Genomic DNA, 25295 nt, shown 5'->3' on the forward strand with positions numbered 1-25295 from the left:
CCTCGCGGTGACGGGCCCTTCGTGCGGTGGGGCTGGGACTACTTCGCGGCCTCGTCGTCCGACTTGGCGGCGGCGTCGGCCTCGACCTCGTCGGCGGCAGCCGACTCGGTCTCGGGCTCGACGGGAGCGGACTCCTCGACCGTCTCGGTCTCGTCGACGGGAGCCTCGGTGGGCTCGTCGGCGGCGGGCTCGGCGACCGGGGCCGCGGCGGCGGTGGTCTTCGAGGACTTGACCTTGGGGGTCACGGGCTCGAGGACGAGCTCGATCGACACCATCGAGGCGTTGTCGCCCTTGCGGAAGCCGAGCTTCGTGATGCGGGTGTAGCCGCCGTCACGGTTCTCGACGAGGGGCGCGATCTCGGTGAAGAGGATGTGCGCGGCCTCTTTGTTGTTGCGCAGGGTCTGCATGGCACGGCGACGCGAGTGCAGGTCGCCACGCTTCGCGAAGGTCACGAGACGCTCGGCGACGGGACGGAGGCGCTTGGCCTTGGTCTCGGTCGTCTTGATGGTCTTGTGCTCGAAGAGCGAGGCGGCCAGGTTGGCCAGCATGAGGCGCTCGTGCGCCGGGCCGCCTCCGAGGCGGGGTCCCTTGGTGGGCTTGGGCATTGTCTGTTCCTAAGGTGAGTCGAGAGTGGAAGGCGTCGGGCGGAAGGACCTAGTTGGTGGTCTCTTCTTCGTCGTAACCGCTGTAGAAGTGGGCTCCGTCGAACCCGGGGACCGTGTCTTTCAGCGAGAGGCCGAGCTCGACGAGCTTGTCCTTCACCTCGTCGACCGACTTCTGACCGAAGTTGCGGATGTTCATCAGCTGGGTCTCGGACAAGGCGACCAGCTCGGACACCGTGTTGATGCCCTCGCGCTTCAGGCAGTTGTAGCTGCGGACCGACAGGTCGAGGTCCTCGATCGGCGTCTGCAGCTCGCTCGACAGGACGGCGTCGACCGGCGCGGGGCCGATCTCGATGCCCTCGGCGGCGGTGTTCAGCTCGCGGGCCAGGCCGAACAGCTCGGTCAGCGTGCGACCGGCCGACGCGATGGCGTCACGCGGCGAGATCGACGGCTTCGTCTCGACGTCGACGACCAGGCGGTCGAAGTCGGTGCGCTCACCGGCACGCGTCGCCTCGACGCGGTAGGTGACCTTGAGCACGGGCGAGTAGATCGAGTCGATCGGGATCTGACCGGCCTCGCTGAACTCGCTGCGGTTCTGCACGGCCGACACGTAGCCGCGGCCACGCTCGATCGTGAGCTCGAGCTCGAACTTCGCCTTGTCGTTCAGCGTGGCGATGACCAGCTCGGGGTTGTGGATCTCGACGCCGGCCGGAGCCGAGATGTCGGCGGCCGTGACCTGGCCGGCACCCTGCTTGCGCAGGTAGGCCGTGATCGGCTCGTCGTGCTCGCTGGCGACGACCAGCTGCTTGATGTTGAGGATGACCTCGGTGACGTCCTCTTTCACGCCGGGGACGGTCGTGAACTCGTGCAGCACGCCGTCGATGCGGATGCTGGTGACAGCAGCGCCGGGGATCGACGAGAGAAGCGTGCGGCGCAGCGAGTTGCCGAGGGTGTAACCGAAGCCGGGCTCGAGCGGCTCGATCACGAACCGGGAGCGGAACTCCGAGATGTTCTCCTCGGTGAGGGTGGGGCGCTGTGCAATGAGCACTGTGGATTCCTTTCGGCGAAGAGTCCGCTATATGACTCTTGGCGGTACGACAGGTGGCTGGCCCGTCGGGTCTGTTGAGTTGTGGGCGCCTCGGGCGAACACGCGGGAGGCGGTGCTGACGCGGGGGAGCCCGCCGCACCCGGGGGCCCCGGTGACGGGGCCCGGACCGGGTGCGGCGGGCGGTAACTCAGTTAGACGCGACGACGCTTCGGCGGGCGGCAGCCGTTGTGCGCCTGGGGGGTGACGTCGTTGATCGAGCCGACCTCGAGGCCTGCGGCCTGGAGCGAACGGATCGCCGTCTCGCGACCCGAACCCGGGCCCTTGACGAAGACGTCGACCTTCTTGACGCCGTGCTCCTGCGCCTGGCGGGCGGCCGACTCGGCGGCGAGCTGCGCGGCGAAGGGGGTCGACTTGCGCGACCCCTTGAAGCCGACGGCGCCCGACGAGGCCCAGCTCAGGACGGCGCCCGAGGGGTCGGTGATCGAGACGATCGTGTTGTTGAACGTGCTCTTGATGTGGGCCTGGCCCACGGCGACGTTCTTCTTCTCTTTGCGGCGGGGCTTACGCGCGGCCGTCTTCGGTGCTGCCAATTTTTTCTCCTACAACCTTGAGGGGCGTACGGCGGGAGCCGAGGCCTATCGAGCCTTCTTCTTGCCGGCGACGGTGCGCTTCGGGCCCTTGCGGGTGCGAGCGTTCGTCTTGGTGCGCTGGCCGCGGACGGGCAGGCCGCGGCGGTGGCGGATGCCCTCGTAGCTGCCGATCTCGACCTTGCGGCGGATGTCGGCGGCCACCTCGCGGCGGAGGTCGCCCTCGACCTTGTAGTTGCCCTCGATGTAGTCGCGGAGCAGGACGAGCTGGTCGTCCGTGAGGTCCTTGACGCGGATGTTGCCGTCGATCTCGGTCTCGGCGAGAGTCTTCAGCGCGCTGGTGCGGCCGACTCCGTAGATGTAGGTCAGTGCGACTTCGACGCGCTTGTCGCGCGGGATGTCAACGCCTGCTAGACGTGCCATGATGGCCTCTTTTCAGAGATGGTGGAGGTCTGTCACAGCGCCGGTGCCCGGGCCTCCGACCCGGGGTGTCCCCCGCATCCGACCACCCGAGGGGCGGACGTGACGGGTTCTGGTGCTGCTGGGATGGTGTTGCGGGGTGACCCGGGCACGCCGGGTCGGCATCGCACGCCGCCTGTGCGGCGGTCGAGTCAGCCCTGGCGCTGTTTGTGGCGCGGGTTGCTCTTGCAGATGACCATGACGTTGCCCTTGCGGCGGATGACCTTGCAGTGCTCGCAGATGGGCTTGACGCTGGGGTTGACCTTCATTGCTGATTCCTTGATCTCGCTGGCTTCGTGCCCCACGGGTGCGCGGGGCCGTTCCTTTCCAGCACGCCCTACTTGTAGCGATAGACGATCCGGCCGCGGGTCAGGTCGTAGGGGCTGAGCTCCACGATCACACGGTCTTCGGGGAGGATGCGGATGTAGTGCTGCCGCATCTTGCCCGAGATGTGTGCGAGGACCTTGTGTCCGTTGGTCAGCTCAACGCGGAACATCGCGTTGGGCAGAGCTTCGATCACTGCGCCTTCGATTTCGATGACACCGTCTTTTTTGGCCATAGCCTCACTGTCGCTAAGAATAGGGGTGTTGGTCGTGCGGGGATGCGGTGCCCCAGGCGCGCAGAAACGCACACGAGACACCAAAGATCGATCTTATGCGATGCCGGTATAGTTCAGCAACCCGGCCGGTCAACCCGACACGCCGGAGCATCCGACGACCGCCGCCGGCCACCCCGCCCGCCGCTCCCCCGGGTGCCGATCGACCTCCCCGGGAGCACCATGCCTGATCGCCCGACCACCGCCTCCTCGCTCCGAGGCGTCGCCCGACACGGACGACTGCGCCGACGCGGCCCGGGACGCATGCTGCTCGCCGTCGTCGCGGGCGCCACGGCCGTCGTCCTCGTGAGCGGCGTGTCCGTCGCCGCCATCGCGGTCCGCACCGCGACCTCCGGCGTCCAGACGGTCTCGCTCGGCAACGAGAGCGAGGTGCAGGGCGTCGACATCTCGGCCATCGAGGGCGGAGCGAACATCCTGCTGGTCGGCAGCGACGAGCGCGACCAGGGCAGCCAGGTCGACACGGGCCAGGTCGAGGGCGTCCGCAACGACGTGACGATACTCGCCCACCTCTCGGCCGACCACACGCAGCTGACCGCCGTGAGCTTCCCCCGTGACCTGATGATCGACGCGCCCGAGTGCGTCGGCGACGACGGCCAGGTCTTCCCCGCCGAGAGCTACGTGCAGTTCAACACGACCCTCGGCCGCGGCGGGTTGTCCTGCACCGTGAAGACCGTCGAGACGCTCACGGGCCTCGCCATCCCCTACGCGGGCAAGATCACCTTCGACGGCGTCATCGAGATGTCGAACGCCATCGGCGGCGTCGACGTCTGCGTGGCCAGCCCCATCCGCGACACCGACTCGGGCATCGACCTGTCCGCGGGCACGCACACCCTGCAGGGCGGCGAGGCACTGGCCTTCCTCCGGACGCGGCACGGCGTGGGCGACGGCAGCGACATCGCCCGCATCAGCTCACAGCAGGTCTTCCTGTCGTCCATGATGCGCAAGATCATCTCGGGCGGGACGCTCGGCGACGTCACCACGCTCTACAAGCTGGCCTCGGCCGCGCTCGGCAACATGACGCTGTCGTCAAGCCTCGGCTCCCCCGACACCCTCGTCCGGCTCGCTCTCGCGCTGAAGGACATCCAGCCCTCGGGCATCGTCTTCGTGCAGTACCCGGTCGTCGCCGATCCGCGCGACTCGAACCGCGTGGTCGAGTCCCCGACCGACGCGGCCGCGTTGAACGCCGCCCTCAACGCCGACGAGAAGTTCACGCTCGGCGACGACAGCGCCGGGCGGGGGTCCGTCACGGACGGATCGGCCACCACCGGGTCGCCGACGCCCGCCACCCCGGCCGAGACCACGACGCCGTCCGACACGACCTCCGGGTCGGCGGCGCCGGGCGACCCGACCGCCACCACGGCACCGACGACGCTGCCGTCGACCATCACGGGTCAGTCGGCCGCCGAGGCGACCTGCAGCGTCGGCTCGTCCCGCTGACCCGACCCGCGCCTCCTGGACGCGCGGTCCGCACCGGCGCGTCCCGCGGGGACGAGGAGGCGCGGCTCAGGCGATCGGGACGGGCGTCACGCCCAGCGGCGCCAGGCCGGCCGCCCCACCGTCGTGTGCCGTGAGCACCCAGATGCCGCCGGCGTGCACCGCGACGGAGTGCTCCCAGTGCGCGGCGAGCGACCCGTCGCGCGTGCTGACGGTCCACCCGTCGTCGTGGGTGACGGTGTCGATGCCCCCGGTCGTGACCATCGGCTCGATGGCGACGACGAGCCCTGGACGGACGGCGGGCCCGCGACCACGGACGCGGTAGTTGAAGACGGGCGGGTCCTCGTGCATGGACCGACCGATGCCGTGGCCGGTGTAGTCCTCGATGATGCCGAAGTCGCCCTGCGACTCGATGTGGTCCTCGATCGCGGCGCCGACCTCGTTGAGGTGGGACGCCGAGGCCAGGGCCGCGATCCCGTGCCAGAGAGACCCCTCGGTCACCTCGTTCAGGCGACGTCGCTCGGCGACCACGTCGGGCCGCTCGGGGTCGTCGAGCACGAAGGTGCGGGCGCTGTCGCCGTTCCAGCCCTCGACCTGGGCACCGCTGTCGACGGACACGAGGGCGCCGGGTGTGAGCACACGCGACCCCGGGATGCCGTGCACGACCTCGTCGTCCACCGACGTGCACACCGTGTGCCGGTAGCCCGGCACCAGCATGAAGTTCGGCTCGCCCCCGCCCTCGCGGATCACGCCCTCGGCGATGCCGTCGAGCTCGAGGGTCGACACGCCGGGGCGGACGGCGGCGGCCACCGCGTCGAGCGACGCCGCGGTCAGCAGGCCCGGCCGGACGAGGCGACGGAGTTCGTCGGGCGTCTTGTAGACACCGGAGCGGCGGAACGCCACGAGGTCAGGAGGCCGAGGCGACGGGCGAGAACCCGCGGTGGGCCAGGGCCGTCTCGATGCGCCCGGCGACCTCGTCGATGCTGCCGAGCCCGTCGACCTCGACCAGCAGGCCGCGCTCCCGGTACGTCTCGATCAGCGGCGCGGTCTCGCGCAGGTACACGTCCTGACGGTGGCGGATGGCGTCCTCGGTGTCGTCCGAGCGGCCTTGCTCGACCGCGCGGCGCTGGAGCCGCTCGACGATCTCGTCGCGATCGGCGACGAGCTGCACCACGGTGGTGAGGGACTGACCCTTCTCGGCGAGGTGCTCGTCGAGGAACTCGACCTGCTGCAGGGTGCGCGGGTAACCGTCGAGCAAGAAGCCCTCGGCCGCGTCGGGCTGCGACAACCGGTCGGAGATCAACTCGTTCGTGAGGCTGTCGGGCACGTAGTCGCCGGCGTCGAGGATCGCCTTGACCTTGACGCCGAGCTCTGTCTCGTTCTTGACGTTGGCCCGGAAGATGTCGCCCGTCGAGATCGCCGGGATGCCCAGCGACTCGGCGATCGCCACGGCCTGCGTGCCCTTGCCGGCCCCGGGGGGACCGACGATCAGGAGGCGCGGGCTGGGTCGGTTCTCGGCGGCGCTCATCGGAGGAGGCCCTCGTAGTGACGCTGCTGCAGCTGCGAGTCGATCTGCTTGACCGTCTCGAGGCCGACGCCCACGATGATCAGGATGCTCGCGCCTCCGAAGGGGAAGTTCTGGTTCGCACCGACGGTGGCGAGGGCGATCAGCGGGATGAGCGCGATGACGCCGAGGTACAGGGCACCCGGCAGCGTGACGCGGGTCAGCACGTAGTCGAGGTACTCGGCCGTCGGGCGGCCGGCACGGATGCCGGGGATGAACCCGCCGTACTTCTTCATGTTGTCGGCGACCTCTTCGGGGTTGAAGGTGATCGCGACGTAGAAGTACGTGAATCCGACGATGAGGGCGAAGTACAACACCATGTAGAGCGGGTTGTCGCCGGACGTGAGGTTCGCCTGCACCCAACTGACCCAGGCCGGAGGGGCCGTGCCGTCGGACGGCTGGTTGAACTGCGCGACCAGGGCCGGCAGGTAGAGCAGGGACGAGGCGAAGATGACCGGCACGACGCCCGCCATGTTGACCTTGATGGGGATGTACGTGTTGTTGCCGCCGTAGGTCCGCCGCCCGACCATGCGTTTGGCGTACTGGACGGGGATGCGCCGCTGCGACTGCTCGACGAACACCACCAGCGCCATGATCACGAGGCCGACCGCGATGACGAGCAGGAAGATCTCGAAGCTGCGCGACTGCGCGATGCTCCACAGGGCGGTCGGGAACCGTGCGGCGATCGACGTGAAGATCAGCAGCGACATGCCGTTGCCGATGCCGCGCTCGGTGATGAGCTCGCCCATCCACATGATGAGGCCGGTACCGGCGGTCATGGTGACGACCATCAGCATCACGGCGTACCAGGCGTCGTTGGTGATGAGCTGGCTGCACTCGGCGATGCCGGACGAGCCGAAGAGCGCACCCGAACGGGCCACCGTGATCAGGGTCGTCGACTGGAGGACACCCAGGGCGATGGTGAGGTAACGCGTGTACTGCGTGAGCTTCGCCTGCCCGGACTGACCCTCTTTGTACAGGGTGTCGAAGTGCGGGATGACCACGCGCAGCAGCTGCACGATGATCGACGACGTGATGTAGGGCATGATGCCCAGCGCGAAAACCGACAACTGCAGCAGGGCGCCGCCGCTGAACAGGTTGACGAGCTCGTAGAGACCCGACGTGCCCTGGTTGCCGGCGAGGCAGGCCTGGACGTTCTGGTAGTCGACGAACGGCGCGGGGATGAAGCTACCCAGCCGGAAGAGCGCGATGATGCCGAGCGTGAACCCGATCTTGCGACGCAGGTCGGGGGTGCGCATGATGCGCGCGACAGCTCTGAACACGTGGGGCCTCCCGGTATGAAGGATGGACGACTGATGGGGGTGGCCCTGATGGACCACCCCCTCAGGTGATTTTTACTTGCTGACGGACCCGCCGGCGGCGACGATCTTGTCCTCGGCGGAGCCGGAGACCTTGTCGACCGCGACGGTGAGCGCGACGCTCAGGTCACCCTGGCCGAGGACCTTGACCTTCTCGTTCTTCCGGACGGCTCCCTTGGCGACGAGGTCACCCACGGTGACGTCACCACCCTGCGGGTACAGCTCGTTCAGCTTGTCGAGGTTGACCACCTGGTACTCGACGCGGAACGGGTTCTTGAACCCGCGCAGCTTCGGAGTGCGCATGTGGAGCGGCATCTGGCCACCCTCGAAACCGACCTTGACCTGGTACCGGGCCTTCTGACCCTTGGTGCCACGGCCGGCCGTCTTGCCCTTCGAGCCCTCACCACGACCGACGCGCGTCTTCGCCTTCTTGGCACCGGGAGCCGGACGAAGGTGGTGCACCTTGAGCACCTGGGGACGCGCGACGTCGTCGGAGGACGTCGTCGAGGCGGGAGCGACCGTGGTGGTCGAACCCGTCGAGGCGGCGGCCTTCTCGGCAGCCGGCTTCTTGGCGGCGGCCTTGGGAGCCGCAGCCTTGGTGGTCGTCGCCTTGGGAGCGGCGGCCTTCTTCGGGGCGGCCTTCGCGGCGGCCTCGTTCTTCTCGTCAGCCATTAGTCAATCTCCTCGACCTTCACGAGGTGGGCGACCGTGTTGACGTAGCCGCGGTTCTGCTTGGTGTCCTCGCGAACGACCGACTGGCCGATGCGCTTGAGGCCCAGGCTCCGCAGCGTGTCACGCTGGTTCTGCTTCTCGCTGATTACGGACTTGATCTGGGTCACCTTGAGGTTGGCGGCCATCAGGCACCTGCCTTCTCGGTCGCGGCGGTACGAGCTGCCTGCTCTGCACGGACCATGAAGGCCGGCATGACAGCGTCGATGTCGAGTCCACGACGGGCGGCGACGGCGCGCGGCTCTTCGAGCTGCTGCAGCGCCTCGACCGTGGCGTGGACGATGTTGATCGTGTTCGACGAACCGAGCGACTTGCTCAGGACGTCGTGCACGCCGGCGCACTCGAGCACGGCGCGGACGGGACCACCGGCGATGACACCGGTACCGGCCGAGGCCGGACGCAGCATGACGACGCCGGCAGCGGCCTCACCCTGCACGGGGTGCGGGATCGTGTTGCCGATGCGCGGGACGCGGAAGAAGTTCTTCTTGGCCTCTTCGACACCCTTGCTGATGGCCGTGGGGACCTCGCGGGCCTTGCCGTAGCCGACGCCGACGAGGCCGTTGCCGTCACCGACGACGACGAGCGCGGTGAAGCTGAAGCGACGACCGCCCTTGACGACCTTCGACACGCGGTTGATCGTGACGACGCGCTCCAGGAACTGGCTCTTGTCGTCACGGTCGCCGCGTCCGCGGCCACCCTGGTTGCGGTCTCCGCGACCCTGGCCACCGCGGCGGTCGGTGCGACCACCCTCGCGGTTGTTGGACTCCGAGCCGGCAGCGGTCTCGACGGGACGCTCGACGACGGCCTCAGCCGGTGCCTTGGTCGCTTCGGTCTCTGCGGGGGGAGTGGTGTTCGTAGCGTCGCTCACAGGTTCAAACCAGCCTCTCGGGCGCCTTCGGCGATGGCCGCGACGCGTCCGGCGTACTTGTTGCCGCCGCGATCGAACACGACGGCCTCGATGCCCGCGGCCTTGGCACGCTCGGCGACGAGCTCGCCGACCTTGCGGGACTTCGCGGTCTTGTCACCGTCGAACGTGCGCAGGTCGGCCTCGAGGGTCGATGCGCTGGCGACGGTGAAGCCCTTGCTGTCGTCGACGACCTGCACGAAGACGTGCCGGGCCGATCGGGTGACGACGAGACGGGGGCGCTCTTCGGTGCCCACGACCTTCTTGCGCAGGCGGGTGTGACGGCGCTTGGTGGCAGCCGACTTGCTTTTTCCTCGTGTACCGAGACCCATGATTACTTACCTGACTTTCCGGCCTTGCGGCGGACGACCTCGCCGGCGTAGCGGACACCCTTGCCCTTGTAGGGCTCGGGCTTGCGCAGCTTGCGGATGTTGGCAGCCATCTCGCCGACGGCCTGCTTGTCGATGCCGACGACGGTGAGCTTGTTGTTGCCCTCGACCGTGAAGCTGATGCCCGCGGGCGGCTCGACGGTGATGGGGTGCGAGTAGCCCAGGGCGAACTCGACGTTCGAACCCTTGGCCTGGACGCGGTAGCCGGTTCCGACGACCTCGAGGCCCTTGGTGTAGCCCTCGGTGACGCCGATGATCTGGTTGGCGATCAGGGTGCGCGTGAGGCCGTGGAGCGAACGCGACTCGCGCTCGTCGTCCGGACGGGTCACGACGACCGTGCCTTCTTCGATCTTGGCTTCGATGGGGGCCTTGACGACGAGCGACAGCTCACCCTTGGGACCCTTGACGCTGACGGCCTGGCCGTCGATCTTCACGTCGACCCCGGCAGGGATCGAGATGGGGAGTCTTCCGATTCGAGACATGACGAGTTACCACACGTAGGCGAGGACTTCTCCGCCTACGCCCTTCTTCTGGGCCTCACGGTCGGTCAGCAGACCGGAGGAAGTCGACAGGATGGCGACGCCGAGGCCACCGAGCACCTGGGGGATCTCGGTCGACTTGGCGTAGACGCGGAGGCCGGGCTTCGACACGCGCTTGATGCCCTTGATGGAGCGCTCACGGGCGGGGCCGTACTTGAGGTCGATCGTCAGGGTCTGGCCCACGCGGGCGTCCTCGACCTTCCACGACTCGATGAAACCCTCACGCTCGAGGATCTCGGCGATGTGGGACTTGAGCTTGCTGCTCGGGAGCGACACGGTCTCGTGGAAAGCCGAGTTCGCGTTGCGCAGTCTGGTCAGCAGGTCTGCGACCGGATCTGTCATCGTCATGCGGTTTGTCACTTTCTCGTCCGGTTTCGACATCCGGTACACCGGGTGCCGACCTGGGCGATCGATTGGTCGACGAGCGGTTCTCGTCGACCTCAGGGGAACGGCCGGCAACCCTGCGAGAGAGTTGCCGACCGGACGATCTTAGTTGGCCGAGTCGGCCGAACGGAACGGGAAGCCCAGCGCCTTGAGCAGCGCGCGACCCTCGTCGTCGTTCTTGGCGGTCGTGACGACGGTGATGTCGAAGCCACGGACGCGGTCGATGCGGTCCTGGTCGATCTCGTGGAACATGCTCTGCTCGTTGAGACCGAAGGTGTAGTTGCCGTTGCCGTCGAACTGGCGGTCGCTGAGACCGCGGAAGTCGCGGATGCGGGGGAGCGCCAGCGAGAGCAGTCGATCGAGGAACTCCCAGGCGCGGTCGCCACGGAGCGTGACGTGGGCGCCGATGGGCTGACCCTCACGCAGCTTGAACTGCGCGATGGACTTGCGGGCCTTGGTGACCTGGGGCTTCTGGCCGGTGATGGCCGTGAGGTCCTTGATGGCACCGTCGATGATCTTGCTGTCGCGGGCGGCCTCGCCGACACCGGTGTTGACGACGATCTTCACGAGTCCGGGCACCTGGTGCACGTTCGTGAAGCCGAAGTCCGACTTCAGCTGCGGGAGGATCTCGGCGCGGTACTTGGCCTTGAGCCGCGGCTGGCTCGTACCAGCCTGCGTGGTGGTGTCGGTCATCAGAGGTTCTCACCAGACTTCTTGGCGTAACGGACGCGGACGGTCTTGGACACGCCGTCCTTGGTGACCGTCTCTTCGCGGAAGCCGACGCGGGTGGGCTTCTTGGTCTTGGGGTCGACGACGGCGACGTTCGAGACGTGGATCGGGGCCTCGTGGGTCTCGATGCCACCGGTCTTGGAACCGCGCTGGGTCTGGCCGACGCGCACGTGCTTGGTCACGAAGTTCACGCCTTCGACGACCACGCGGTTGCGCTCGACGAGCACCTCGAGGACCTTGCCCTGCTTGCCGCGGTCTCCGCCGCGGGCCTGCGAGGCACCGGTGATGACCTGGACGAGGTCACCCTTCTTGATGTTTGCCATGACTTAGATAACCTCCGGCGCCAGCGAGATGATCTTCATGAACTTCTTGTCGCGGAGCTCGCGACCGACCGGTCCGAAGATGCGGGTACCGCGGGGGTCTCCGTCGGCCTTCAGGATCACTGCGGCGTTCTCGTCGAACTTGATGTAAGAGCCGTCCGGACGACGGACCTCTTTCTTGGTGCGGACGATGACGGCCTTGACGACGTCACCCTTCTTCACGTTGCCACCGGGGATGGCGTCCTTCACCGTGGCGACGATGACGTCACCCAGGCCGGCGTAACGACGGCCGGAGCCACCGAGCACACGGATGGTGAGGATCTCTTTCGCCCCGGTGTTGTCGGCGATCTTGAGGCGGGATTCTTGCTGAATCACTTGTGTCTCCTTCTACGCAAGCAGGCCGCGAGGCCTACTTCGCCTTCTCGAGGATCTCGACCAGGCGCCAGCGCTTCGAGGCGCTGAGCGGACGGGTCTCGCTGATCACGACGAGGTCGCCGACGCCGGCCGAGTTGGCCTCGTCGTGGACCTTGACCTTGGACGTGCGGCGGATGACCTTGCCGTACAGGGGGTGCTTCACGCGGTCCTCGACCTCGACGACGATGGTCTTCTCCATCTTGTCGCTGGTCACGTAGCCGCGACGCGTCTTGCGGTAGCCGCGGACCTCGACGGCAGCCGAGTCGACCTCGGTCTTGTTCTCGGTGGCCATTACTTGCTCTCCTCGGCGGTCTCGTCAGCCGTCTCGGCCGGCTTGTCAGCCTTCTTGGTCGACTTCTTGGCGGCCTTGGGGGCGGCCTCGACCGGGGCGGGGGTGGCACGGATGCCGAGCTCGCGCTCGCGCAGGACCGTGTAGATGCGAGCGATGTCGCGCTTCACGGCGCGCAGGCGACCGTGGCTCTCGAGCTGGCCGGTGGCCGACTGGAAGCGGAGGTTGAAGAGTTCTTCCTTCGCCTTCTTCAGCTCATCGACGAGACGCTCGTCTTCGAAAGTGTCGAGCTCGACAGGACGGAGCTCCTTGGAACCGATCGCCATTATGCGTCGCCCTCCTCGCGCTTGATGATGCGTGCCTTGAGGGGCAGCTTGTGGATTGCGCGAGTGAGCGCCTCTTTGGCGATCTCCTCGCTCACGCCGCTGAGCTCGAAGAGCACGCGACCCGGCTTGACGTTCGCGACCCACCACTCGGGCGAGCCCTTGCCGGAACCCATGCGGGTCTCGGCGGGCTTCTTCGTGAGGGGACGGTCGGGGTAGATGTTGATCCACACCTTTCCGCCACGCTTGATGTGACGCGTCATGGCGATGCGAGCGGACTCGATCTGACGGTTGGTCACGTAAGCGGGCGTGAGGGCCTGGATGCCGTACTCACCGAAGCTGACCTTGGTGCCACCAGTGGCCTGGCCACTGCGGCCGGGGTGGTGCTGCTTGCGGTGCTTGACACGACGGGGGATAAGCATGGTTACGCCTCAGCTCCTGTGGTGGCGGGTGCCTTCTGCTCGCGGGGAGCGCGGTCGCCCCCGCCGCGGCGGGCGCCGTCACGGTCGTTGCGGCGCTCGGGGCGAGACGACTTCTGGTTCGCCTGCTCGCGCGCGAGCTCCTTGTTGGTGATGTCGCCCTTGTAGATCCAGACCTTGACACCGATGCGACCGAAGGTCGTCTTGGCCTCGTAGAAGCCGTAGTCGATGTTGGCGCGGAGCGTGTGCAGGGGGACGCGGCCCTCGCGGTAGAACTCCGAGCGACTCATCTCGGCGCCGCCGAGACGGCCGGACACCTGGATGCGGACACCCTTGGCACCGGCGCGCTGCGCGCCCTGGAGCCCCTTGCGCATCGCACGACGGAACGCCACGCGAGCAGCGAGCTGCTCGGCGATGCCCTGGGCGACGAGCTGGGCCTCGGCCTCGGGGTTCTTGACCTCGAGGATGTTCAGCTGGATCTGCTTGCCCGTGAGCTTCTCGAGGTCGCCGCGGATGCGCTCGGCCTCGGCGCCACGACGACCGATCACGATGCCCGGGCGGGCCGTGTGGATGTCGACGCGGACGCGGTCGCGGGTGCGCTCGATCTCGATCTTGGCCACGCCGGCGCGGTCGAGCGAGGTCTTGAGCAGGGTGCGGATCTTGACGTCCTCGGCGACGTAGTCGCTGTAACGCTGTCCCGGCTTGGTGCTGTCGGTGAACCACCGCGACACGTGGTCGGTGGTGATGCCCAGACGGAAGCCGTACGGGTTGACCTTCTGGCCCATTACTTGCTCGCCTTCTTCGTAGCGTCGGCAGCCTCGACCTCATCCGGCGTCGCGAGGACGATCGTGATGTGGCTGGTGCGCTTCAGGATCTTGAAGGCGCGGCCCTGTGCACGCGGCTGGAACCGCTTGAGGGTGGCGCCCTGGTCGACGAATGCACGACTGACGTACAGGTCCTGCTCGTCGAGGTAGCTGTTCGAGGCGTCCGCCTTGACCCGGGCGTTGGCCATGGCCGACGCGACGAGCTTGTAGACGGGCTCGCTGGCACCCTGAGGCGCGAACTTCAGGATCGCCAGAGCCTCGGCGGCCTGCTTGCCGCGGATGAGGTTGACGACACGACGGGCCTTCATGGGGGTGACGCGGATGTGACGCACGCGTGCGATCGACTCCACCATTTCTCTCCTCCTTCACGTCGCCGCGTTAGCGGCGACGACCCTTCTTGTCGTCCTTCACGTGACCACGGAAGGTGCGGGTGGGCGCGAACTCACCGAGCTTGTGGCCGATCATGCTCTCGGTCACGAACACGGGGATGTGCTTGCGTCCGTCGTGCACGGCGATGGTGTGTCCCAGCATGTTGGGGACGATCATCGAACGGCGCGACCAGGTCTTGATGACGTTCTTGGTGCTGGCCTCGTTCTGCGAGACGACCTTGCGAAGCAGGTGGTCGTCAACGAAGGGGCCCTTCTTAAGACTGCGTGGCATCTTCTACAACTCCTACTTACGCTTCTTGCCAGCGTTACGACGACGGACGATGAGCTTGTCGCTCTCTTTGTTGGGGTGACGCGTGCGGCCCTCTTTCTGGCCCCACGGGCTGACCGGGTGGCGTCCACCGGAGGTCTTGCCCTCACCACCACCGTGCGGGTGGTCGACGGGGTTCATCGCGACACCACGGACGGTCGGGCGGACGCCCTTCCAGCGCATGCGGCCGGCCTTGCCCCAGTTGATGTTCGACTGCTCGGCGTTGCCGACCTCGCCGATCGTGGCGCGGCAGCGAGCGTCGACGTTGCGGACCTCGCCCGACGGCAGGCGGAGCTGCGCGTAGGGGCCGTCCTTGGCGACGAGACGCACCGAGGCACCGGCCGAGCGGGCCATCTTCGCGCCGCCACCGGGCTTGAGCTCGATGGCGTGGATGACGGTACCGACCGGGATGTTCTTGAGCGGCAGGTTGTTGCCGGGCTTGATGTCGGCGCCGGCACCCGACTCGACGACGTCGCCCTGCTTCAGCTTGTTCGGCGCGATGATGTAGCGCTTGGTGCCGTCCACGAAGTGCAGGAGCGCGATGCGAGCCGTGCGGTTGGGGTCGTACTCGATGTGGGCGACCTTGGCGTTGACGCCGTCCTTGTCGTTGCGACGGAAGTCGATGACGCGGTACTGGCGCTTGTGGCCACCACCGATGTGACGGGTCGTGATGCGACCGGCGTTGTTGCGACCGCCGGACTTCGAGAGGGGGCGCAGCAGCGACTTCTCGGGCGTCGACCGCGTGATCTCCGCGAAGTCGGCGACCGACGAACCGCGGCGACCCGGGGTCGTGGGCTTGTAGTTACGAATTGCCATGATTTATGCCTCTGCTCCCTAGCCGACAGCCGTGAAGATGTCGATGGAACCGGACTTCAGCGTGACGATGGCGCGCTTGGTGTCCTTGCGCTTGCCGGTGCCGAAGCGGGTGCGACGGGTCTTGCCCGTTCGGTTGAGCGTGTTGATGCTGTCGACCTTGACGTCGAAGATCTTCTCGATGGCGAGCTTGATCTCGGTCTTGTTCGAACGCGGGTCCACGAGGAAGGTGTACTTGCCCTGGTCGATCAGGGAGTAGCTCTTCTCGGAGACGACGGGCGCGATGATGACGTCGCGGGGGTCTTTTCCGTAGCCGCTCATGCGGTGGCCTCCTTCTTGGTCTTCGAGGCGACGAAGCCGTCGAAGGCGCTCTTCGTGAAGACGATGTCGTCGCTGACGAGGACGTCGTAGGCGTTCAGCTGGTCGTACGTGATCACGTGGACCGTGGGGACGTTGCGGACGCTCTTGAGGGTCAGCGTGTCGTCGCGGTCGGTGACGATCAGGACGTGCTTGCTCGAGGCGATCGACGCGAGCAGCTCGAGGGCGACCTTGGTCGAGATCGAGTCGGCGACGAAGCTCTCGACGACGTGGACGCGGGCGCCACGAGCGCGGTCGGACAACGCGCCGAGCAGGGCTGCGGCGATCATCTTCTTGGGGGTGCGCTGGGCGTAGTCGCGGGGCTGCGGACCGTGGACGATGCCACCGCCGGTCATCTGGGGAGCACGGATCGAACCCTGACGGGCGCGGCCGGTGCCCTTCTGCTTGAACGGCTTGCGGCCGGCACCCGAGACCTCGCCGCGACGCTTGGTCTTGTGCGTACCCTGACGTGCGGCGGCCTGCTGGGCGACGACGACCTGGTGGATGAGCGGGACGTTCGTGACGACGTCGAACAGCTCGACGGGGAGCTCGACCGTGCTGGTCTTCTGGCCCTTGGCGTCGACGACGTCGACCGAGGCGGCCGATGCGGTAGTGGTGGCCATGAGCTACTTCCCCTTCACGGCGGTGCGGACGAAAACGATGCGGCCACGAGCACCGGGGACGGCGCCCTTGACGAGCAGCAGACCCTTCTCGGCGTCGACGGCGTGCACCGTGAGGTTGAGGATGGTGACGCGCTCGCCACCCATGCGACCGGCCATGCGCATGCCCTTGAAGACACGGCTGGGGGTCGAGGAGGCGCCGATCGAACCCGGCTTGCGGTGGTTGCGGTGCGCACCGTGCGAGGCGCTGACGCCCTTGAAGTTGTGACGCTTCATGACACCGGCGAAGCCCTTGCCCTTGGAGGTGCCGACGACGTCGACCTTCTGGCCGGCCTCGAAGGTGTCGACCGTGAGCTCTTGGCCGAGCGAGTACTCGGCGGCGTCGGCGGTGCGGACCTCGGTGAGGTGGCGGCGGGGCGTGACGCCCGCGGCGTCGAAGTGACCCGTGGCGGGCTTGTTCGACTTGCGGGGGTCGATCTGGCCGGCCGCGATCTGGACGGCGGTGTAGCCGTCCTTCTCGAGCGAGCGGACCTGGGTCACGACGTTCGGAGCGATCTCGACGACGGTGACGGGGACGAGCTTGTTGTTCTCGTCCCAGACCTGGGTCATGCCGAGCTTCTTGCCGAGCAGGCCCTTGACGTTCTTGGTGGTGCTGATGGTCATGGTCGCCCCCCTACAGCTTGATCTCGATGTTGACGTCGGCAGGCAGGTCGAGGCGCATGAGCGAGTCGACGGCCTTCGGCGTCGGGTCGACGATGTCGATGAGGCGCTTGTGCGTGCGCTTCTCGAAGTGCTCGCGCGAGTCCTTGTACTTGTGGGGCGAACGGATCACGACGACCACGTTCTTCTCGGTCGGGAGCGGCACGGGGCCGACGACCGTAGCGCCCGCGCGGGTGACCGTGTCGACGATCTTGCGCGCGGAAGTGTCGATGACCTCGTGGTCGTACGACTTAAGTCGGATGCGGATCTTCTGTCCCGCCATGTGTGACTCTCTCTCGTTCGGACGTCGCGCACCTCGGGGGCCGCCTGACGCTGTTCGCTGGGCGAACATCTGTTGGCACTACGTGTCTCTCGCGTACCGCTGTTCTTGTGTCAATCCATCTGCCGAGACCGGCCGGCGCCCGCGAGGAAGGACCCGGGGAGGGCCATCTTCGCCGCCGCCACCCGCGCCCAGGGCTCTGCCCCGGTTCACCGCGGCCGTGGCCGCGGCGGTGGTCTCGTCGTGAGATGCGTCCTGCTACCCGCGGCCCAGACGCCTTGCGTCTGTGCACTGCCTGGCAGTGATCCGACACCCGGCGCAGAGGCCGGGCTCGAAATGTTGAACTAGACGATTTTGCCACACGCCCGCATTTGCTGCAACCCGGGCGTGTCGCGGATCTCAGACCGCGTCGACGGCCGGTGCCGGGCGGAACCAGGGCGGGTACACGGCGACCCGCGGGGCCGCGTCGCCCAGGTCGGCGAGGGTCTGCTTCACGGCGTCGCGGACCTTGTCGTTGGGCACGCCCACGAGCGTCACCGACGCGAAGGGGACCGACCCGGGGACGAGCACCTCGGGGCCGAGCAGGTCGGGGTCCTTGAGGCCGAAGCGACGCACCATGGACGACGCGTCGTCGAGCCCGGCGGCGGCACGCACGCCCTCGACGGCCGCGTCGCCCTCGGTCACCACGAAGTCGTCACCGAGCGAGGCGACGGGCACGACGAGCATGACGAAGTCGATGGCACGCGCCTGGCGGGCCGCCTCGGACCACTCGTAGCCCTCGGCTCCGGTGCGGACGGCGTCCCAGGCGGTGGCGTGCGGCGACAGCGAGAACGGGACGTGGGCGGCGACCGGCTGACCGGAGGCGGTCGTGACCGACGCGCGGAGCGCACGGGTGGCCTCGGAGCTCACGTCGAGCACGGGCGTCGCGCCGGCCAGCAGGGCACCGGCCTCGAGGATGGCGGGCAGGTTCGAGACGTGCGTCCAGTGGTAGGCGCGCTGCGTCGAGAACTCGGGGACGGGCGCGGCGGCGGACTGGGCGGCGACGGCGACGGCCGCGGAGTCACGCGCGAGTGCTGGCGTGCTGCGCAGCGACTCCGGCTTGCGGTTGGAGGGGCGGCGGCGGGTGGTGACCGACCGTGCGGCGGTCGAGGGCATGCCGTCCGCGGCGCCCTCCCGCTTGCGGGGAGCGCAGATGTCGCACAACTCTCGCTCGAATCCGTGGATGCACTCGTCAGTCACTGCAGTTGTTCCTCTCGGGCGACCCGAACGGGTCGCGACCCTCTAGGTTACGTCACGGCGACGACCACCACGGGACCGGGAGGCTCCCGCCGCGCGGAGCCCCTCACCGGAAGAGGAGGGCCCTGACCTCGGACTCGGCGGCGTGCACGCGCGCCGGATCGATCGTCTCGCCGTGGTGGTACGCGTCGACGAGCCGCGGGTCGACGTACGACGACTTCGCCACGGCCGGGGTGTTGCCGAGCACGTCGGCGGCGTCCCGCATCGCCTGGGCCAGCGACCTCGACCGGCGGGAGGCCGACGCCTGCGGCCCGGAGCGGGCCAGGCTGACGGCGGCGGCGACGGTGCCGTGCAACGTGCGGAAGTCCTTCGCGGTGAACTCGTCGCCCGCGCGCTCCTTCACGTACTCGTTGATCTCGGTCGCTCGCAGCGGGTGCCAGGCCGCGCGCGCCTCCTGCGCTCCCCCGGCCTCGACCTTCCAGGCCAGCAACCGCGCCCGCCCACCGCGCCGCTTGAGGCTGCGCACGACGGCCGCGAGGTCGGCGTCGCGGATGTCTGAGTCCCAGTCCTGGCCGCTCTTGCCGGGGAAGGCGAGCGCCACCGTGTCGCCCGAGACGGTGGCGTGCGCACACAGCAGCGTCGAGAGTCCGTGGCTGCCGTGCTCCTGCGCGTACCGTTCCGACCCGACGCGCAGCGACCCCGTGTCGAGCATGCGGAACGCCGCGGCCAGCACGCGGTCCCGCCCGGCGCCCTCGAGGCGCAGGTCCCGCGTCACGAACCGTCGAGCGGTGGGCAACGACTCGGCCAGGGCCAGGGCGCGGTCGAACTTGATGCGGTCCTTCTGCTCCCGCCAGGTGGGGTGGTAGATGTACTGCCGCCGTCCGGCGGTGTCGAGGCCCACGGCCTGGATGTGCCCGTTGTCGTAGGGCGAGATCCACACGTCCGTCCAGGCGGGCGGGATCGCCAGGTGCTCGATGCGCGCGCGCAGCTCGGCGTCGGCCACGGCGGTGCCGTCGGCCGTGCGGTACGAGAAGCCGCGCCCGGCTCGCACGCGGGTGAGGCCGGGCCGGCTCGAGTCGGTCCTCCGGAGGCGCGGCATCGGTCGAGTGAACACCGCGCGTCACCGAGGGGGCTGGGCGGGGTACAGCGGAGCCCCCGCCGTCGGGCGGGGGCTCCGGCGGACCCTACTGGTTGCCGATCTTCTTGTCGGCCTGCTCTTTCGCCTGTCGGATCTTGTCGGTGTGCTTGCCACCGGTCGCCTTGTCGGCGGCGTTCGCCACCGCGTCGAGGACGTTGTCGCTGATGCCCTCGGCCTTCTCGCTCTTGAGCGCGTCCTGCACCTTGCCGTCCTGCAGGAAGGCCTGGGCCTTCTTGGTGATGTCGTCGAAGCCTGCCATGACGTCCTCCCGTCGGCGCCGGACCGTCCGACGTCACGTCCATCGTGCACCGGGAACGCGAAAGAGGCCAGACCCCCTGGGGCCTGACCTCTCTCGTCAGATCAGTGGTGCTGCGTGAGCAGGACCTACTTGTTGATCTTGGTGACCGTGCCGGCACCGACCGTGCGGCCACCCTCGCGGATGGCGAAGCGCAGACCGGCTTCCATGGCGATCGGCTGGATCAGCTGGACGCTGATCTCGGTCGTGTCGCCGGGCATGACCATCTCGGTGCCCTCGGGCAGCGTGATGACACCCGTGACGTCGGTGGTGCGGAAGTAGAACTGCGGACGGTAGTTCGCGTAGAACGGGTTGTGACGCCCACCCTCGTCCTTGGACAGGATGTAGACGTTCGCCTCGAACTCGGTGTGCGGCGTGACCGAACCGGGCTTGACGACGACCTGGCCGCGCTCGACGTCCTCGCGCTTGGTGCCGCGGAGGAGGAGACCGGTGTTGTCGCCGGCCTGGGCCGAGTCGAGCAGCTTGCGGAACATCTCGATGCCGGTGACGGTGGTCTTGACGGTCGGGCGGATGCCGACGATCTCGACCTCTTCGTTGACGTTGAGCTGACCGCGCTCGACACGACCGGTGACGACGGTTCCACGACCGGTGATCGTGAAGACGTCCTCGATGGGCATGAGGAAGGGCTGGTCGGTGGCGCGAACGGGCTCGGGCACGTTCTCGTCGACGGCGTTCATCAGCTCGGCGACCGTCTCGGCCCACTTCTCGTCACCCTCGAGGGCCTTGAGAGCGGAGACCTGGACGATCGGGGCGTTGTCGCCGTCGAACTCCTGGCTCGAGAGCAGCTCGCGGACCTCGAGCTCGACGAGCTCCATGATCTCTTCGTCGTCGACCATGTCGGCCTTGTTCAGCGCGACGACGATGTAGGGCACGCCGACCTGACGGGCGAGCAGGACGTGCTCACGCGTCTGGGGCATCGGACCGTCGGTGGCGGCGACGACGAGGATCGCGCCGTCCATCTGAGCCGCACCGGTGATCATGTTCTTGACGTAGTCGGCGTGGCCGGGGGCGTCGACGTGAGCGTAGTGGCGCTTCTCGGTCTGGTACTCGACGTGCGAGATGTTGATCGTGATGCCGCGCTGCTTCTCTTCAGGCGAGTTGTCGATCTGGTCGAACGCCGACGCCGTGTTGAGGGTGGGGTACTTGTCGTGCAGGACCTTGGTGATCGCCGCGGTGAGCGTGGTCTTGCCGTGGTCGACGTGACCGATGGTTCCGATGTTGACGTGCGGCTTGGTCCGCTCGAACTTGGCCTTAGCCACTGTGGGTCCTCCTCAGGACTCGGTTGCGGTGCGGCCGGGGGCCGGGTCGATGACCCGGCCTACCGGACGCCTCGCGGATTGGTGTGTGTACATGTTACGCGGTCGTCGGACGACCACGCGGTTCAGGACTATTCGCCCTTGTTCTTCTGGATGATCTCTTCGGCGACGGCCGAGGGCACCTCTTGGTACGACTCGAACGTCATCGAGTAGACGGCCCGGCCCGAGGTCTTCGACCGCAGGTCGCCGACGTAACCGAACATCTCCGACAGCGGCACGCTGGCCCGAACGACCTTCACACCACTGGCGTCTTCCATCGACGAGATCTGCCCGCGACGCGAGCTGAGGTCGCCGATGACGTCGCCCATGTATTCCTCGGGCGTACGGACCTCGACCGCCATGAGCGGCTCGAGGAGAACGGGCTGGGCCTTGCGAGCCGCCTCTTTGTAGGCGATCGACCCAGCGATCTTGAACGCCATCTCGGACGAGTCGACGTCGTGCGCCGCACCGTCGAGGAGGATGGCGCGGACACCCACGGTGGGGTAGCCGGCGAGGACGCCGACCTGCATGGCGTCCTGGATCCCGGCGTCGACCGACGGGATGTACTCGCGCGGGACGCGACCACCCGTGACCTTGTTCTCGAACTCGTAGGTCGACTCGGCCGTGACCTCGAAGGGCTCGAGGGCGATCTGCACCTTGGCGAACTGACCCGAACCACCGGTCTGCTTCTTGTGGGTGTAGTCGTAGCGCTCGATGCCCTTCTTGAGGGTCTCGCGGTACGCGACCTGGGGCTTGCCCACGTTGGCCTCGACGTTGAACTCGCGCTTCATGCGGTCGACCAGGATGTCGAGGTGGAGCTCGCCCATGCCCTTGATGACCGTCTGGCCCGTCTCGGCGTTGAGCTCGACGCGGAACGTCGGGTCTTCTTCGGCGAGCTTCTGGATGGCCAGCGAGAGCTTCTCCTGGTCGGCCTTGGTCTTCGGCTCGATGGCGACCTCGATGACGGGCTCGGGGAACGTCATCGACTCGAGGACGATCTGCTCGGCCGGGTCGCACAGGGTGTCACCGGTGGTGGTGAACTTGAGACCGATGACGGCGTAGATGTGACCGGCGGTCACGCTGTCGACCGGGTTCTCCTTGTTGGAGTGCATCTGGAAGATCTTGCCGATGCGCTCCTTCTTGTCTTTGGTCGAGTTGATGACCTGGGCGCCGGACTCGATCGAACCCGAGTAGACGCGGACGTAGGTCAGACGACCGAAGAAGGGGTGCACCGCGACCTTGAAGGCCAGAGCCGAGAAGGGCTCGGTCGACTCGGGCTTGCGGATGATGATCTTCTCGGCGTCACGGACGTCGTGGCCCTCCATCGGAGGCACGTCGAGCGGCGAGGGCAGGTAGTCGATGACCGCGTCGAGCATGGGCTGCACGCCACGGTTCTTGAAGGCCGAACCACAGAAGATCGGGTAGAGCTCGGAGTTGACCGTCATCTTGCGGACGGCGGCCTTGATCTCGGCGATCGTGAGCTCTTCGCCACCGAAGTACTTCTCGAGCAGCACGTCGTCGGACTCGGCGACGGTCTCGAGCAGCTTCGCGCGGTACTCGGCCGCCTTCTCCTTGAGGTCTTCCGGGATCTCTTCGATCTCGTACTTCGCACCCAGCTCGACGTCACCCTTGGCGTCGCCGCGCCACGTGAGGGCACGCATCTCGACCAGGTCGACGACGCCCTCGAACGAGCTCTCGGAACCGATCGGGAGCTGCATCACCAGCGGCTTGGCGCCGAGGCGGTTGATGATCGTGTCGACCGTGAAGTAGAAGTCGGCACCGAGCTTGTCCATCTTGTTGACGAAGCAGATGCGCGGCACGTCGTACTTGTCGGCCTGACGCCAGACGGTCTCGGACTGGGGCTCGACGCCCTCCTTGCCGTCGAAGACGGCGACGGCACCGTCGAGCACGCGGAGCGAACGCTCGACCTCGACCGTGAAGTCGACGTGACCGGGGGTGTCGATGATATTGATCTGGTTCTTGTTCCAGAAGCAGGTCGTCGCCGCCGAGGTGATCGTGATGCCACGCTCTTGCTCCTGCGCCATCCAGTCCATCGTGGCCGCACCGTCGTGGACCTCACCGATCTTGTGGGTGATGCCCGTGTAGTACAGGATGCGCTCGGTGGTCGTCGTCTTGCCAGCATCGATGTGCGCCATGATGCCGATGTTGCGGACCTTGTTCAGGTCGGTGAGCACGTCCTGTGCCACGGGTTCCTCCGAAGGGGTAGGTGGGGAAGTTGGGGGGACGAGGAGGTGCGGTGCGCGTCGTGCGCACACCGCGCCTCCTCGTGCCGGTTACCAGCGGTAGTGCGCGAAGGCCTTGTTCGACTCGGCCATCTTGTGGGTGTCCTCACGACGCTTGACAGCGGCGCCGAGACCGTTCGACGCGTCGAGGATCTCGTTCATGAGACGCTCGGTCATCGTCTTCTCGCGACGGGCCTTGGCGTAGCTGGTGAGCCAGCGGAGGGCCAGGGTGTTGGCGCGGTGGGGCTTGACCTCGACGGGGACCTGGTAGGTCGAACCGCCGACGCGGCGCGAGCGGACCTCGAGCGTGGGGCGCACGTTGTCGAGCGCCTTCTTCAGCGTGGCGACCGCGTCCTGGTCGTTCTTGGCGGAGACGCCGGCGAGGGCACCGTAGACGATGCGCTCGGCGAGGCCCTTCTTGCCGTCGAGGAGGATCTTGTTGACGAGCTGGCTGACGATCGGCGCACCGTAGACCGGGTCGGCGACGACAGGGCGCTTGGGAGCGGGTCCTTTACGAGGCATTACTTCTTCTCTGCTTTCGCTCCGTAGCGGCTGCGGGCCTGCTTGCGGTTCTTGACGGCCTGCGTGTCGAGGGCGCCACGGACGATCTTGTAGCGCACGCCGGGGAGGTCTTTCACGCGACCGCCGCGGACGAGCACCATCGAGTGCTCTTGCAGGTTGTGGCCCTCGCCGGGGATGTAGGCGGTGACCTCGGTGCCGTTCGAGAGCTTGACGCGGGCGACCTTGCGGAGCGCCGAGTTCGGCTTCTTGGGGGTGGTGGTGTACACACGGGTGCACACCCCACGCTGCTGGGGGTTGGCCTTCAGGGCGGGGGCCTTGGTCTTGACGACCTTCGGCGTGCGTCCCTTGCGGACCAGTTGCTGAATGGTGGGCACTGGTTCTCCTCGTCGGATCTCGACGGCGTCTTGTCGGACGCGCCGAGTCGCGCTGCTCTCGCATCGCTCTGCTCTGTCCGGCTGATCAGCCGGCATCCTCGTCTCGGTGACCGAGACGGTCTGCCCGTCCCGGCCGTGAGGTCGAGGGGGCGATATTCGGGCGCGCGGTCAGGCGCACACCCGAAAGAGCTTATCTTGCGCTAGGGCCTTAATCAAATGGTCACGAGTCGGACGGTCGGGGCTGCGGACGCCCCGGGTCGACGCGCGAGACGGCGAGCGTGCCCGCGACGACGAGGCCGGCGCAGACGGCCGAACCGATCACGAAGGGCGAGACAGCGTAGCGCGCCGCGAAGAGCAGCACCCACACGAGCTCCTGCCGCACCAGGCCGTAGACGACTCCCCCGACGACGAGCATCAGGGCGTAGACCAGCGCGGCGGTGACGATCGACGGGACGAGGAGGTGCGGTGCGGGCCCCCGGGGGCCGGCCACCTCGTCGCCGGCGCCGGCGGACGCCCTGTCCGTGACGGTCGGGCGGCCGAGCACGGCGGGCTGGGCGGGGAAGGTGCCCCGCACCTCCGGAGCCCTGTCGTCGCGGGCGTCGGAGAGCGCGGCCGAGCGCAAGAGCGACAGGAGCACGACCAGGACGGCCGCCGCGACCATGAGCGGGCCGAGCAGGGTGCCGGCGTCGGGTTCGTCGATCGGGTCGCGGTCGAGCAGCAGGGCCTCGAAGCCCGCCACCATGATGACGAGCGCACCGAACAGGACGGTGCCCATGACGGCGTACACGGCTCGGGACATCGTTCGAGGCTACGC

The 25295-nt window shown here is 67.6% G+C and carries 38 protein-coding genes; 1 reads left to right on the plus strand and 37 read right to left on the minus strand.

Features of this window, described 5'->3' with window-relative positions:
* Window positions 1–38 precede the first annotated feature (38 nt).
* From rplQ to infA, 6 genes are all read right to left on the minus strand, one after another.
* Entirely contained in the window at window positions 39–605 is a 567-nt protein-coding gene (gene rplQ, locus AC3CCI_RS05340; RefSeq protein WP_354594901.1) for a 50S ribosomal protein L17, read from the minus strand.
* A 49-nt stretch (window positions 606–654) separates the two neighbouring features.
* Window positions 655–1650, minus strand: a complete 996-nt coding sequence (locus AC3CCI_RS05345; protein WP_354594902.1) for a DNA-directed RNA polymerase subunit alpha — start codon at window positions 1648–1650, stop codon at window positions 655–657.
* Window positions 1651–1841: 191 nt separating this feature from the next.
* Entirely contained in the window at window positions 1842–2240 is a 399-nt protein-coding gene (gene rpsK / locus AC3CCI_RS05350) for a 30S ribosomal protein S11 (protein ID WP_043593323.1), read from the minus strand.
* A gap of 45 nt (window positions 2241–2285) precedes the next feature.
* Window positions 2286–2660, minus strand: coding sequence for a 30S ribosomal protein S13 (gene rpsM / locus AC3CCI_RS05355; RefSeq protein WP_043593325.1), 375 nt, complete (start codon window positions 2658–2660; stop codon window positions 2286–2288).
* 188 nt (window positions 2661–2848) lie between these two features.
* Window positions 2849–2965, minus strand: a complete 117-nt coding sequence (gene rpmJ / locus AC3CCI_RS05360) for a 50S ribosomal protein L36 (RefSeq protein ID WP_043593327.1) — start codon at window positions 2963–2965, stop codon at window positions 2849–2851.
* Window positions 2966–3033: 68 nt separating this feature from the next.
* Window positions 3034–3255, minus strand: a complete 222-nt coding sequence (infA, locus tag AC3CCI_RS05365) for a translation initiation factor IF-1 (RefSeq protein WP_055857193.1) — start codon at window positions 3253–3255, stop codon at window positions 3034–3036.
* 219 nt (window positions 3256–3474) lie between these two features.
* On the opposite strand from infA, the gene AC3CCI_RS05370 reads away from it, so the two are divergent.
* On the plus strand, window positions 3475–4749 hold the full coding sequence (locus AC3CCI_RS05370) for an LCP family protein (protein ID WP_488628346.1): 1275 nt from the start codon (window positions 3475–3477) through the stop codon (window positions 4747–4749).
* A gap of 66 nt (window positions 4750–4815) precedes the next feature.
* On the opposite strand, the gene map is transcribed toward AC3CCI_RS05370, so the two are convergent.
* The 31 genes from map to AC3CCI_RS05525 form a co-directional block, all read right to left on the minus strand.
* A complete protein-coding gene (gene map, locus AC3CCI_RS05375) occupies window positions 4816–5649 on the minus strand; it encodes a type I methionyl aminopeptidase (RefSeq protein WP_488628347.1) in 834 nt (277 codons plus the stop codon).
* A gap of 4 nt (window positions 5650–5653) precedes the next feature.
* Window positions 5654–6274 (minus strand): adenylate kinase, encoded by a 621-nt coding sequence (locus AC3CCI_RS05380; RefSeq protein ID WP_354594905.1) that lies wholly within the window; start codon window positions 6272–6274, stop codon window positions 5654–5656.
* The gene (secY, locus tag AC3CCI_RS05385; protein WP_354594906.1) at window positions 6271–7593 is read right to left on the minus strand and encodes a preprotein translocase subunit SecY; all 1323 of its coding nucleotides are present in this window, start codon (window positions 7591–7593) and stop codon (window positions 6271–6273) included. The genes AC3CCI_RS05380 and secY overlap by 4 nt, the downstream gene beginning before the upstream one ends.
* Before the next feature lie 72 nt (window positions 7594–7665).
* Window positions 7666–8301: a 50S ribosomal protein L15 gene (gene rplO, locus AC3CCI_RS05390; RefSeq protein ID WP_488628348.1), complete on the minus strand. Its 636-nt coding sequence runs from the start codon at window positions 8299–8301 to the stop codon at window positions 7666–7668.
* Window positions 8301–8486, minus strand: coding sequence for a 50S ribosomal protein L30 (gene rpmD, locus AC3CCI_RS05395; protein ID WP_043593338.1), 186 nt, complete (start codon window positions 8484–8486; stop codon window positions 8301–8303). Before rpmD ends, rplO begins: the two co-directional genes overlap by 1 nt.
* On the minus strand, window positions 8486–9226 hold the full coding sequence (gene rpsE, locus AC3CCI_RS05400; protein WP_043593339.1) for a 30S ribosomal protein S5: 741 nt from the start codon (window positions 9224–9226) through the stop codon (window positions 8486–8488). Before rpsE ends, rpmD begins: the two co-directional genes overlap by 1 nt.
* Complete coding sequence (gene rplR / locus AC3CCI_RS05405; protein ID WP_043593341.1) at window positions 9223–9594, minus strand: 50S ribosomal protein L18; 372 nt, start codon at window positions 9592–9594, stop codon at window positions 9223–9225. The genes rpsE and rplR overlap by 4 nt, the downstream gene beginning before the upstream one ends.
* A 2-nt stretch (window positions 9595–9596) precedes the next feature.
* Window positions 9597–10133 carry a 50S ribosomal protein L6 gene (gene rplF / locus AC3CCI_RS05410; RefSeq protein WP_354594908.1) on the minus strand — a complete coding sequence of 179 codons (537 nt, stop codon included), beginning with the start codon at window positions 10131–10133 and terminating at the stop codon, window positions 9597–9599.
* Window positions 10134–10139: 6 nt separating this feature from the next.
* Window positions 10140–10538 (minus strand): 30S ribosomal protein S8, encoded by a 399-nt coding sequence (gene rpsH / locus AC3CCI_RS05415; RefSeq protein WP_354594909.1) that lies wholly within the window; start codon window positions 10536–10538, stop codon window positions 10140–10142.
* 141 nt (window positions 10539–10679) lie between these two features.
* Window positions 10680–11267, minus strand: coding sequence for a 50S ribosomal protein L5 (gene rplE / locus AC3CCI_RS05420; RefSeq protein WP_056259708.1), 588 nt, complete (start codon window positions 11265–11267; stop codon window positions 10680–10682).
* Window positions 11267–11626, minus strand: a complete 360-nt coding sequence (gene rplX / locus AC3CCI_RS05425; RefSeq protein WP_043593348.1) for a 50S ribosomal protein L24 — start codon at window positions 11624–11626, stop codon at window positions 11267–11269. The genes rplE and rplX overlap by 1 nt, the downstream gene beginning before the upstream one ends.
* Before the next feature lie 3 nt (window positions 11627–11629).
* Window positions 11630–11998 carry a 50S ribosomal protein L14 gene (gene rplN, locus AC3CCI_RS05430; protein WP_043593350.1) on the minus strand — a complete coding sequence of 123 codons (369 nt, stop codon included), beginning with the start codon at window positions 11996–11998 and terminating at the stop codon, window positions 11630–11632.
* Between the two features lie 34 nt (window positions 11999–12032).
* Complete coding sequence (rpsQ, locus tag AC3CCI_RS05435) at window positions 12033–12329, minus strand: 30S ribosomal protein S17 (protein WP_056043557.1); 297 nt, start codon at window positions 12327–12329, stop codon at window positions 12033–12035.
* Window positions 12329–12652, minus strand: coding sequence for a 50S ribosomal protein L29 (gene rpmC, locus AC3CCI_RS05440; protein WP_054145424.1), 324 nt, complete (start codon window positions 12650–12652; stop codon window positions 12329–12331). Before rpmC ends, rpsQ begins: the two co-directional genes overlap by 1 nt.
* Window positions 12652–13071: a 50S ribosomal protein L16 gene (gene rplP, locus AC3CCI_RS05445; RefSeq protein ID WP_043593355.1), complete on the minus strand. Its 420-nt coding sequence runs from the start codon at window positions 13069–13071 to the stop codon at window positions 12652–12654. The genes rpmC and rplP overlap by 1 nt, the downstream gene beginning before the upstream one ends.
* Window positions 13072–13073: 2 nt before the next feature.
* The gene (gene rpsC, locus AC3CCI_RS05450; RefSeq protein WP_123355174.1) at window positions 13074–13853 is read right to left on the minus strand and encodes a 30S ribosomal protein S3; all 780 of its coding nucleotides are present in this window, start codon (window positions 13851–13853) and stop codon (window positions 13074–13076) included.
* Window positions 13853–14245, minus strand: coding sequence for a 50S ribosomal protein L22 (rplV, locus tag AC3CCI_RS05455; RefSeq protein WP_173208977.1), 393 nt, complete (start codon window positions 14243–14245; stop codon window positions 13853–13855). Before rplV ends, rpsC begins: the two co-directional genes overlap by 1 nt.
* Before the next feature lie 25 nt (window positions 14246–14270).
* Entirely contained in the window at window positions 14271–14552 is a 282-nt protein-coding gene (gene rpsS, locus AC3CCI_RS05460; protein ID WP_043593360.1) for a 30S ribosomal protein S19, read from the minus strand.
* A gap of 12 nt (window positions 14553–14564) precedes the next feature.
* Entirely contained in the window at window positions 14565–15404 is an 840-nt protein-coding gene (gene rplB, locus AC3CCI_RS05465; protein ID WP_056043560.1) for a 50S ribosomal protein L2, read from the minus strand.
* An 18-nt stretch (window positions 15405–15422) separates the two neighbouring features.
* The gene (gene rplW, locus AC3CCI_RS05470) at window positions 15423–15722 is read right to left on the minus strand and encodes a 50S ribosomal protein L23 (RefSeq protein WP_043593363.1); all 300 of its coding nucleotides are present in this window, start codon (window positions 15720–15722) and stop codon (window positions 15423–15425) included.
* Entirely contained in the window at window positions 15719–16381 is a 663-nt protein-coding gene (gene rplD / locus AC3CCI_RS05475; RefSeq protein ID WP_354594911.1) for a 50S ribosomal protein L4, read from the minus strand. Before rplD ends, rplW begins: the two co-directional genes overlap by 4 nt.
* Window positions 16382–16384: 3 nt before the next feature.
* Window positions 16385–17035: a 50S ribosomal protein L3 gene (gene rplC / locus AC3CCI_RS05480; RefSeq protein WP_354594966.1), complete on the minus strand. Its 651-nt coding sequence runs from the start codon at window positions 17033–17035 to the stop codon at window positions 16385–16387.
* A gap of 16 nt (window positions 17036–17051) precedes the next feature.
* Complete coding sequence (rpsJ, locus tag AC3CCI_RS05485) at window positions 17052–17360, minus strand: 30S ribosomal protein S10 (protein WP_043593369.1); 309 nt, start codon at window positions 17358–17360, stop codon at window positions 17052–17054.
* Between the two features lie 396 nt (window positions 17361–17756).
* Entirely contained in the window at window positions 17757–18512 is a 756-nt protein-coding gene (locus AC3CCI_RS05490) for a DarT ssDNA thymidine ADP-ribosyltransferase family protein (RefSeq protein WP_488628349.1), read from the minus strand.
* A 187-nt stretch (window positions 18513–18699) separates the two neighbouring features.
* Window positions 18700–19692, minus strand: coding sequence for a DNA topoisomerase IB (locus tag AC3CCI_RS05495; protein ID WP_488628350.1), 993 nt, complete (start codon window positions 19690–19692; stop codon window positions 18700–18702).
* 85 nt (window positions 19693–19777) lie between these two features.
* Window positions 19778–19990 (minus strand): Rv0909 family putative TA system antitoxin, encoded by a 213-nt coding sequence (locus AC3CCI_RS05500; protein WP_354594914.1) that lies wholly within the window; start codon window positions 19988–19990, stop codon window positions 19778–19780.
* Between the two features lie 125 nt (window positions 19991–20115).
* Window positions 20116–21306, minus strand: a complete 1191-nt coding sequence (gene tuf, locus AC3CCI_RS05505) for an elongation factor Tu (RefSeq protein WP_043593375.1) — start codon at window positions 21304–21306, stop codon at window positions 20116–20118.
* 128 nt (window positions 21307–21434) lie between these two features.
* Window positions 21435–23549 (minus strand): elongation factor G, encoded by a 2115-nt coding sequence (fusA, locus tag AC3CCI_RS05510; protein WP_354594915.1) that lies wholly within the window; start codon window positions 23547–23549, stop codon window positions 21435–21437.
* 87 nt (window positions 23550–23636) lie between these two features.
* On the minus strand, window positions 23637–24107 hold the full coding sequence (gene rpsG / locus AC3CCI_RS05515; protein ID WP_055799861.1) for a 30S ribosomal protein S7: 471 nt from the start codon (window positions 24105–24107) through the stop codon (window positions 23637–23639).
* Window positions 24107–24481 carry a 30S ribosomal protein S12 gene (gene rpsL, locus AC3CCI_RS05520; RefSeq protein WP_056043579.1) on the minus strand — a complete coding sequence of 125 codons (375 nt, stop codon included), beginning with the start codon at window positions 24479–24481 and terminating at the stop codon, window positions 24107–24109. The genes rpsG and rpsL overlap by 1 nt, the downstream gene beginning before the upstream one ends.
* 220 nt (window positions 24482–24701) lie before the next feature.
* A complete protein-coding gene (locus AC3CCI_RS05525; RefSeq protein ID WP_488628351.1) occupies window positions 24702–25280 on the minus strand; it encodes a DUF6121 family protein in 579 nt (192 codons plus the stop codon).
* Window positions 25281–25295: the final 15 nt, after the last annotated feature.

This window comes from Frigoribacterium sp. CF331 (assembly GCF_057787905.1).

Excerpts from the sequence above, each read along its gene's own strand:
- AC3CCI_RS05380 (WP_354594905.1), bottom strand. The coding sequence starts at position 6,274 with ATGAGCGCCGCCGAGAACCGACCCAGCCCGCGCCTCCTGATCGTCGGT.
- AC3CCI_RS05525 (WP_488628351.1), bottom strand. The coding sequence starts at position 25,280 with ATGTCCCGAGCCGTGTACGCCGTCATGGGCACCGTCCTGTTCGGTGCG.
- rplX (WP_043593348.1), bottom strand. The coding sequence starts at position 11,626 with ATGGCAAACATCAAGAAGGGTGACCTCGTCCAGGTCATCACCGGTGCC.
- rplQ (WP_354594901.1), bottom strand. The coding sequence starts at position 605 with ATGCCCAAGCCCACCAAGGGACCCCGCCTCGGAGGCGGCCCGGCGCAC.
- AC3CCI_RS05490 (WP_488628349.1), bottom strand. The coding sequence starts at position 18,512 with ATGCCCTCGACCGCCGCACGGTCGGTCACCACCCGCCGCCGCCCCTCC.
- rpmD (WP_043593338.1), bottom strand. The coding sequence starts at position 8,486 with ATGGCCGCCAACCTCAAGGTGACCCAGATCAAGTCCGTAATCAGCGAG.
- rpmC (WP_054145424.1), bottom strand. The coding sequence starts at position 12,652 with ATGGCGATCGGTTCCAAGGAGCTCCGTCCTGTCGAGCTCGACACTTTC.
- AC3CCI_RS05500 (WP_354594914.1), bottom strand. The coding sequence starts at position 19,990 with ATGGCAGGCTTCGACGACATCACCAAGAAGGCCCAGGCCTTCCTGCAG.
- rplD (WP_354594911.1), bottom strand. The coding sequence starts at position 16,381 with ATGGCCACCACTACCGCATCGGCCGCCTCGGTCGACGTCGTCGACGCC.
- rpsJ (WP_043593369.1), bottom strand. The coding sequence starts at position 17,360 with ATGGCGGGACAGAAGATCCGCATCCGACTTAAGTCGTACGACCACGAG.
- rplE (WP_056259708.1), bottom strand. The coding sequence starts at position 11,267 with ATGACCGACACCACCACGCAGGCTGGTACGAGCCAGCCGCGGCTCAAG.
- AC3CCI_RS05370 (WP_488628346.1), top strand. The coding sequence starts at position 3,475 with ATGCCTGATCGCCCGACCACCGCCTCCTCGCTCCGAGGCGTCGCCCGA.
- rplB (WP_056043560.1), bottom strand. The coding sequence starts at position 15,404 with ATGGCAATTCGTAACTACAAGCCCACGACCCCGGGTCGCCGCGGTTCG.
- rplF (WP_354594908.1), bottom strand. The coding sequence starts at position 10,133 with ATGTCTCGAATCGGAAGACTCCCCATCTCGATCCCTGCCGGGGTCGAC.
- rpsQ (WP_056043557.1), bottom strand. The coding sequence starts at position 12,329 with ATGGCCACCGAGAACAAGACCGAGGTCGACTCGGCTGCCGTCGAGGTC.
- rpsS (WP_043593360.1), bottom strand. The coding sequence starts at position 14,552 with ATGCCACGCAGTCTTAAGAAGGGCCCCTTCGTTGACGACCACCTGCTT.
- rpsH (WP_354594909.1), bottom strand. The coding sequence starts at position 10,538 with ATGACGATGACAGATCCGGTCGCAGACCTGCTGACCAGACTGCGCAAC.
- AC3CCI_RS05495 (WP_488628350.1), bottom strand. The coding sequence starts at position 19,692 with ATGCCGCGCCTCCGGAGGACCGACTCGAGCCGGCCCGGCCTCACCCGC.
- rplW (WP_043593363.1), bottom strand. The coding sequence starts at position 15,722 with ATGAGCGGCTACGGAAAAGACCCCCGCGACGTCATCATCGCGCCCGTC.
- rpsG (WP_055799861.1), bottom strand. The coding sequence starts at position 24,107 with ATGCCTCGTAAAGGACCCGCTCCCAAGCGCCCTGTCGTCGCCGACCCG.
- infA (WP_055857193.1), bottom strand. The coding sequence starts at position 3,255 with ATGGCCAAAAAAGACGGTGTCATCGAAATCGAAGGCGCAGTGATCGAA.
- rpsC (WP_123355174.1), bottom strand. The coding sequence starts at position 13,853 with ATGGGCCAGAAGGTCAACCCGTACGGCTTCCGTCTGGGCATCACCACC.
- rplR (WP_043593341.1), bottom strand. The coding sequence starts at position 9,594 with ATGGGTCTCGGTACACGAGGAAAAAGCAAGTCGGCTGCCACCAAGCGC.
- rpmJ (WP_043593327.1), bottom strand. The coding sequence starts at position 2,965 with ATGAAGGTCAACCCCAGCGTCAAGCCCATCTGCGAGCACTGCAAGGTC.
- rplO (WP_488628348.1), bottom strand. The coding sequence starts at position 8,301 with ATGGCTGACGAGAAGAACGAGGCCGCCGCGAAGGCCGCCCCGAAGAAG.
- rplV (WP_173208977.1), bottom strand. The coding sequence starts at position 14,245 with ATGGTGGAGTCGATCGCACGCGTGCGTCACATCCGCGTCACCCCCATG.
- rpsM (WP_043593325.1), bottom strand. The coding sequence starts at position 2,660 with ATGGCACGTCTAGCAGGCGTTGACATCCCGCGCGACAAGCGCGTCGAA.
- rplP (WP_043593355.1), bottom strand. The coding sequence starts at position 13,071 with ATGCTTATCCCCCGTCGTGTCAAGCACCGCAAGCAGCACCACCCCGGC.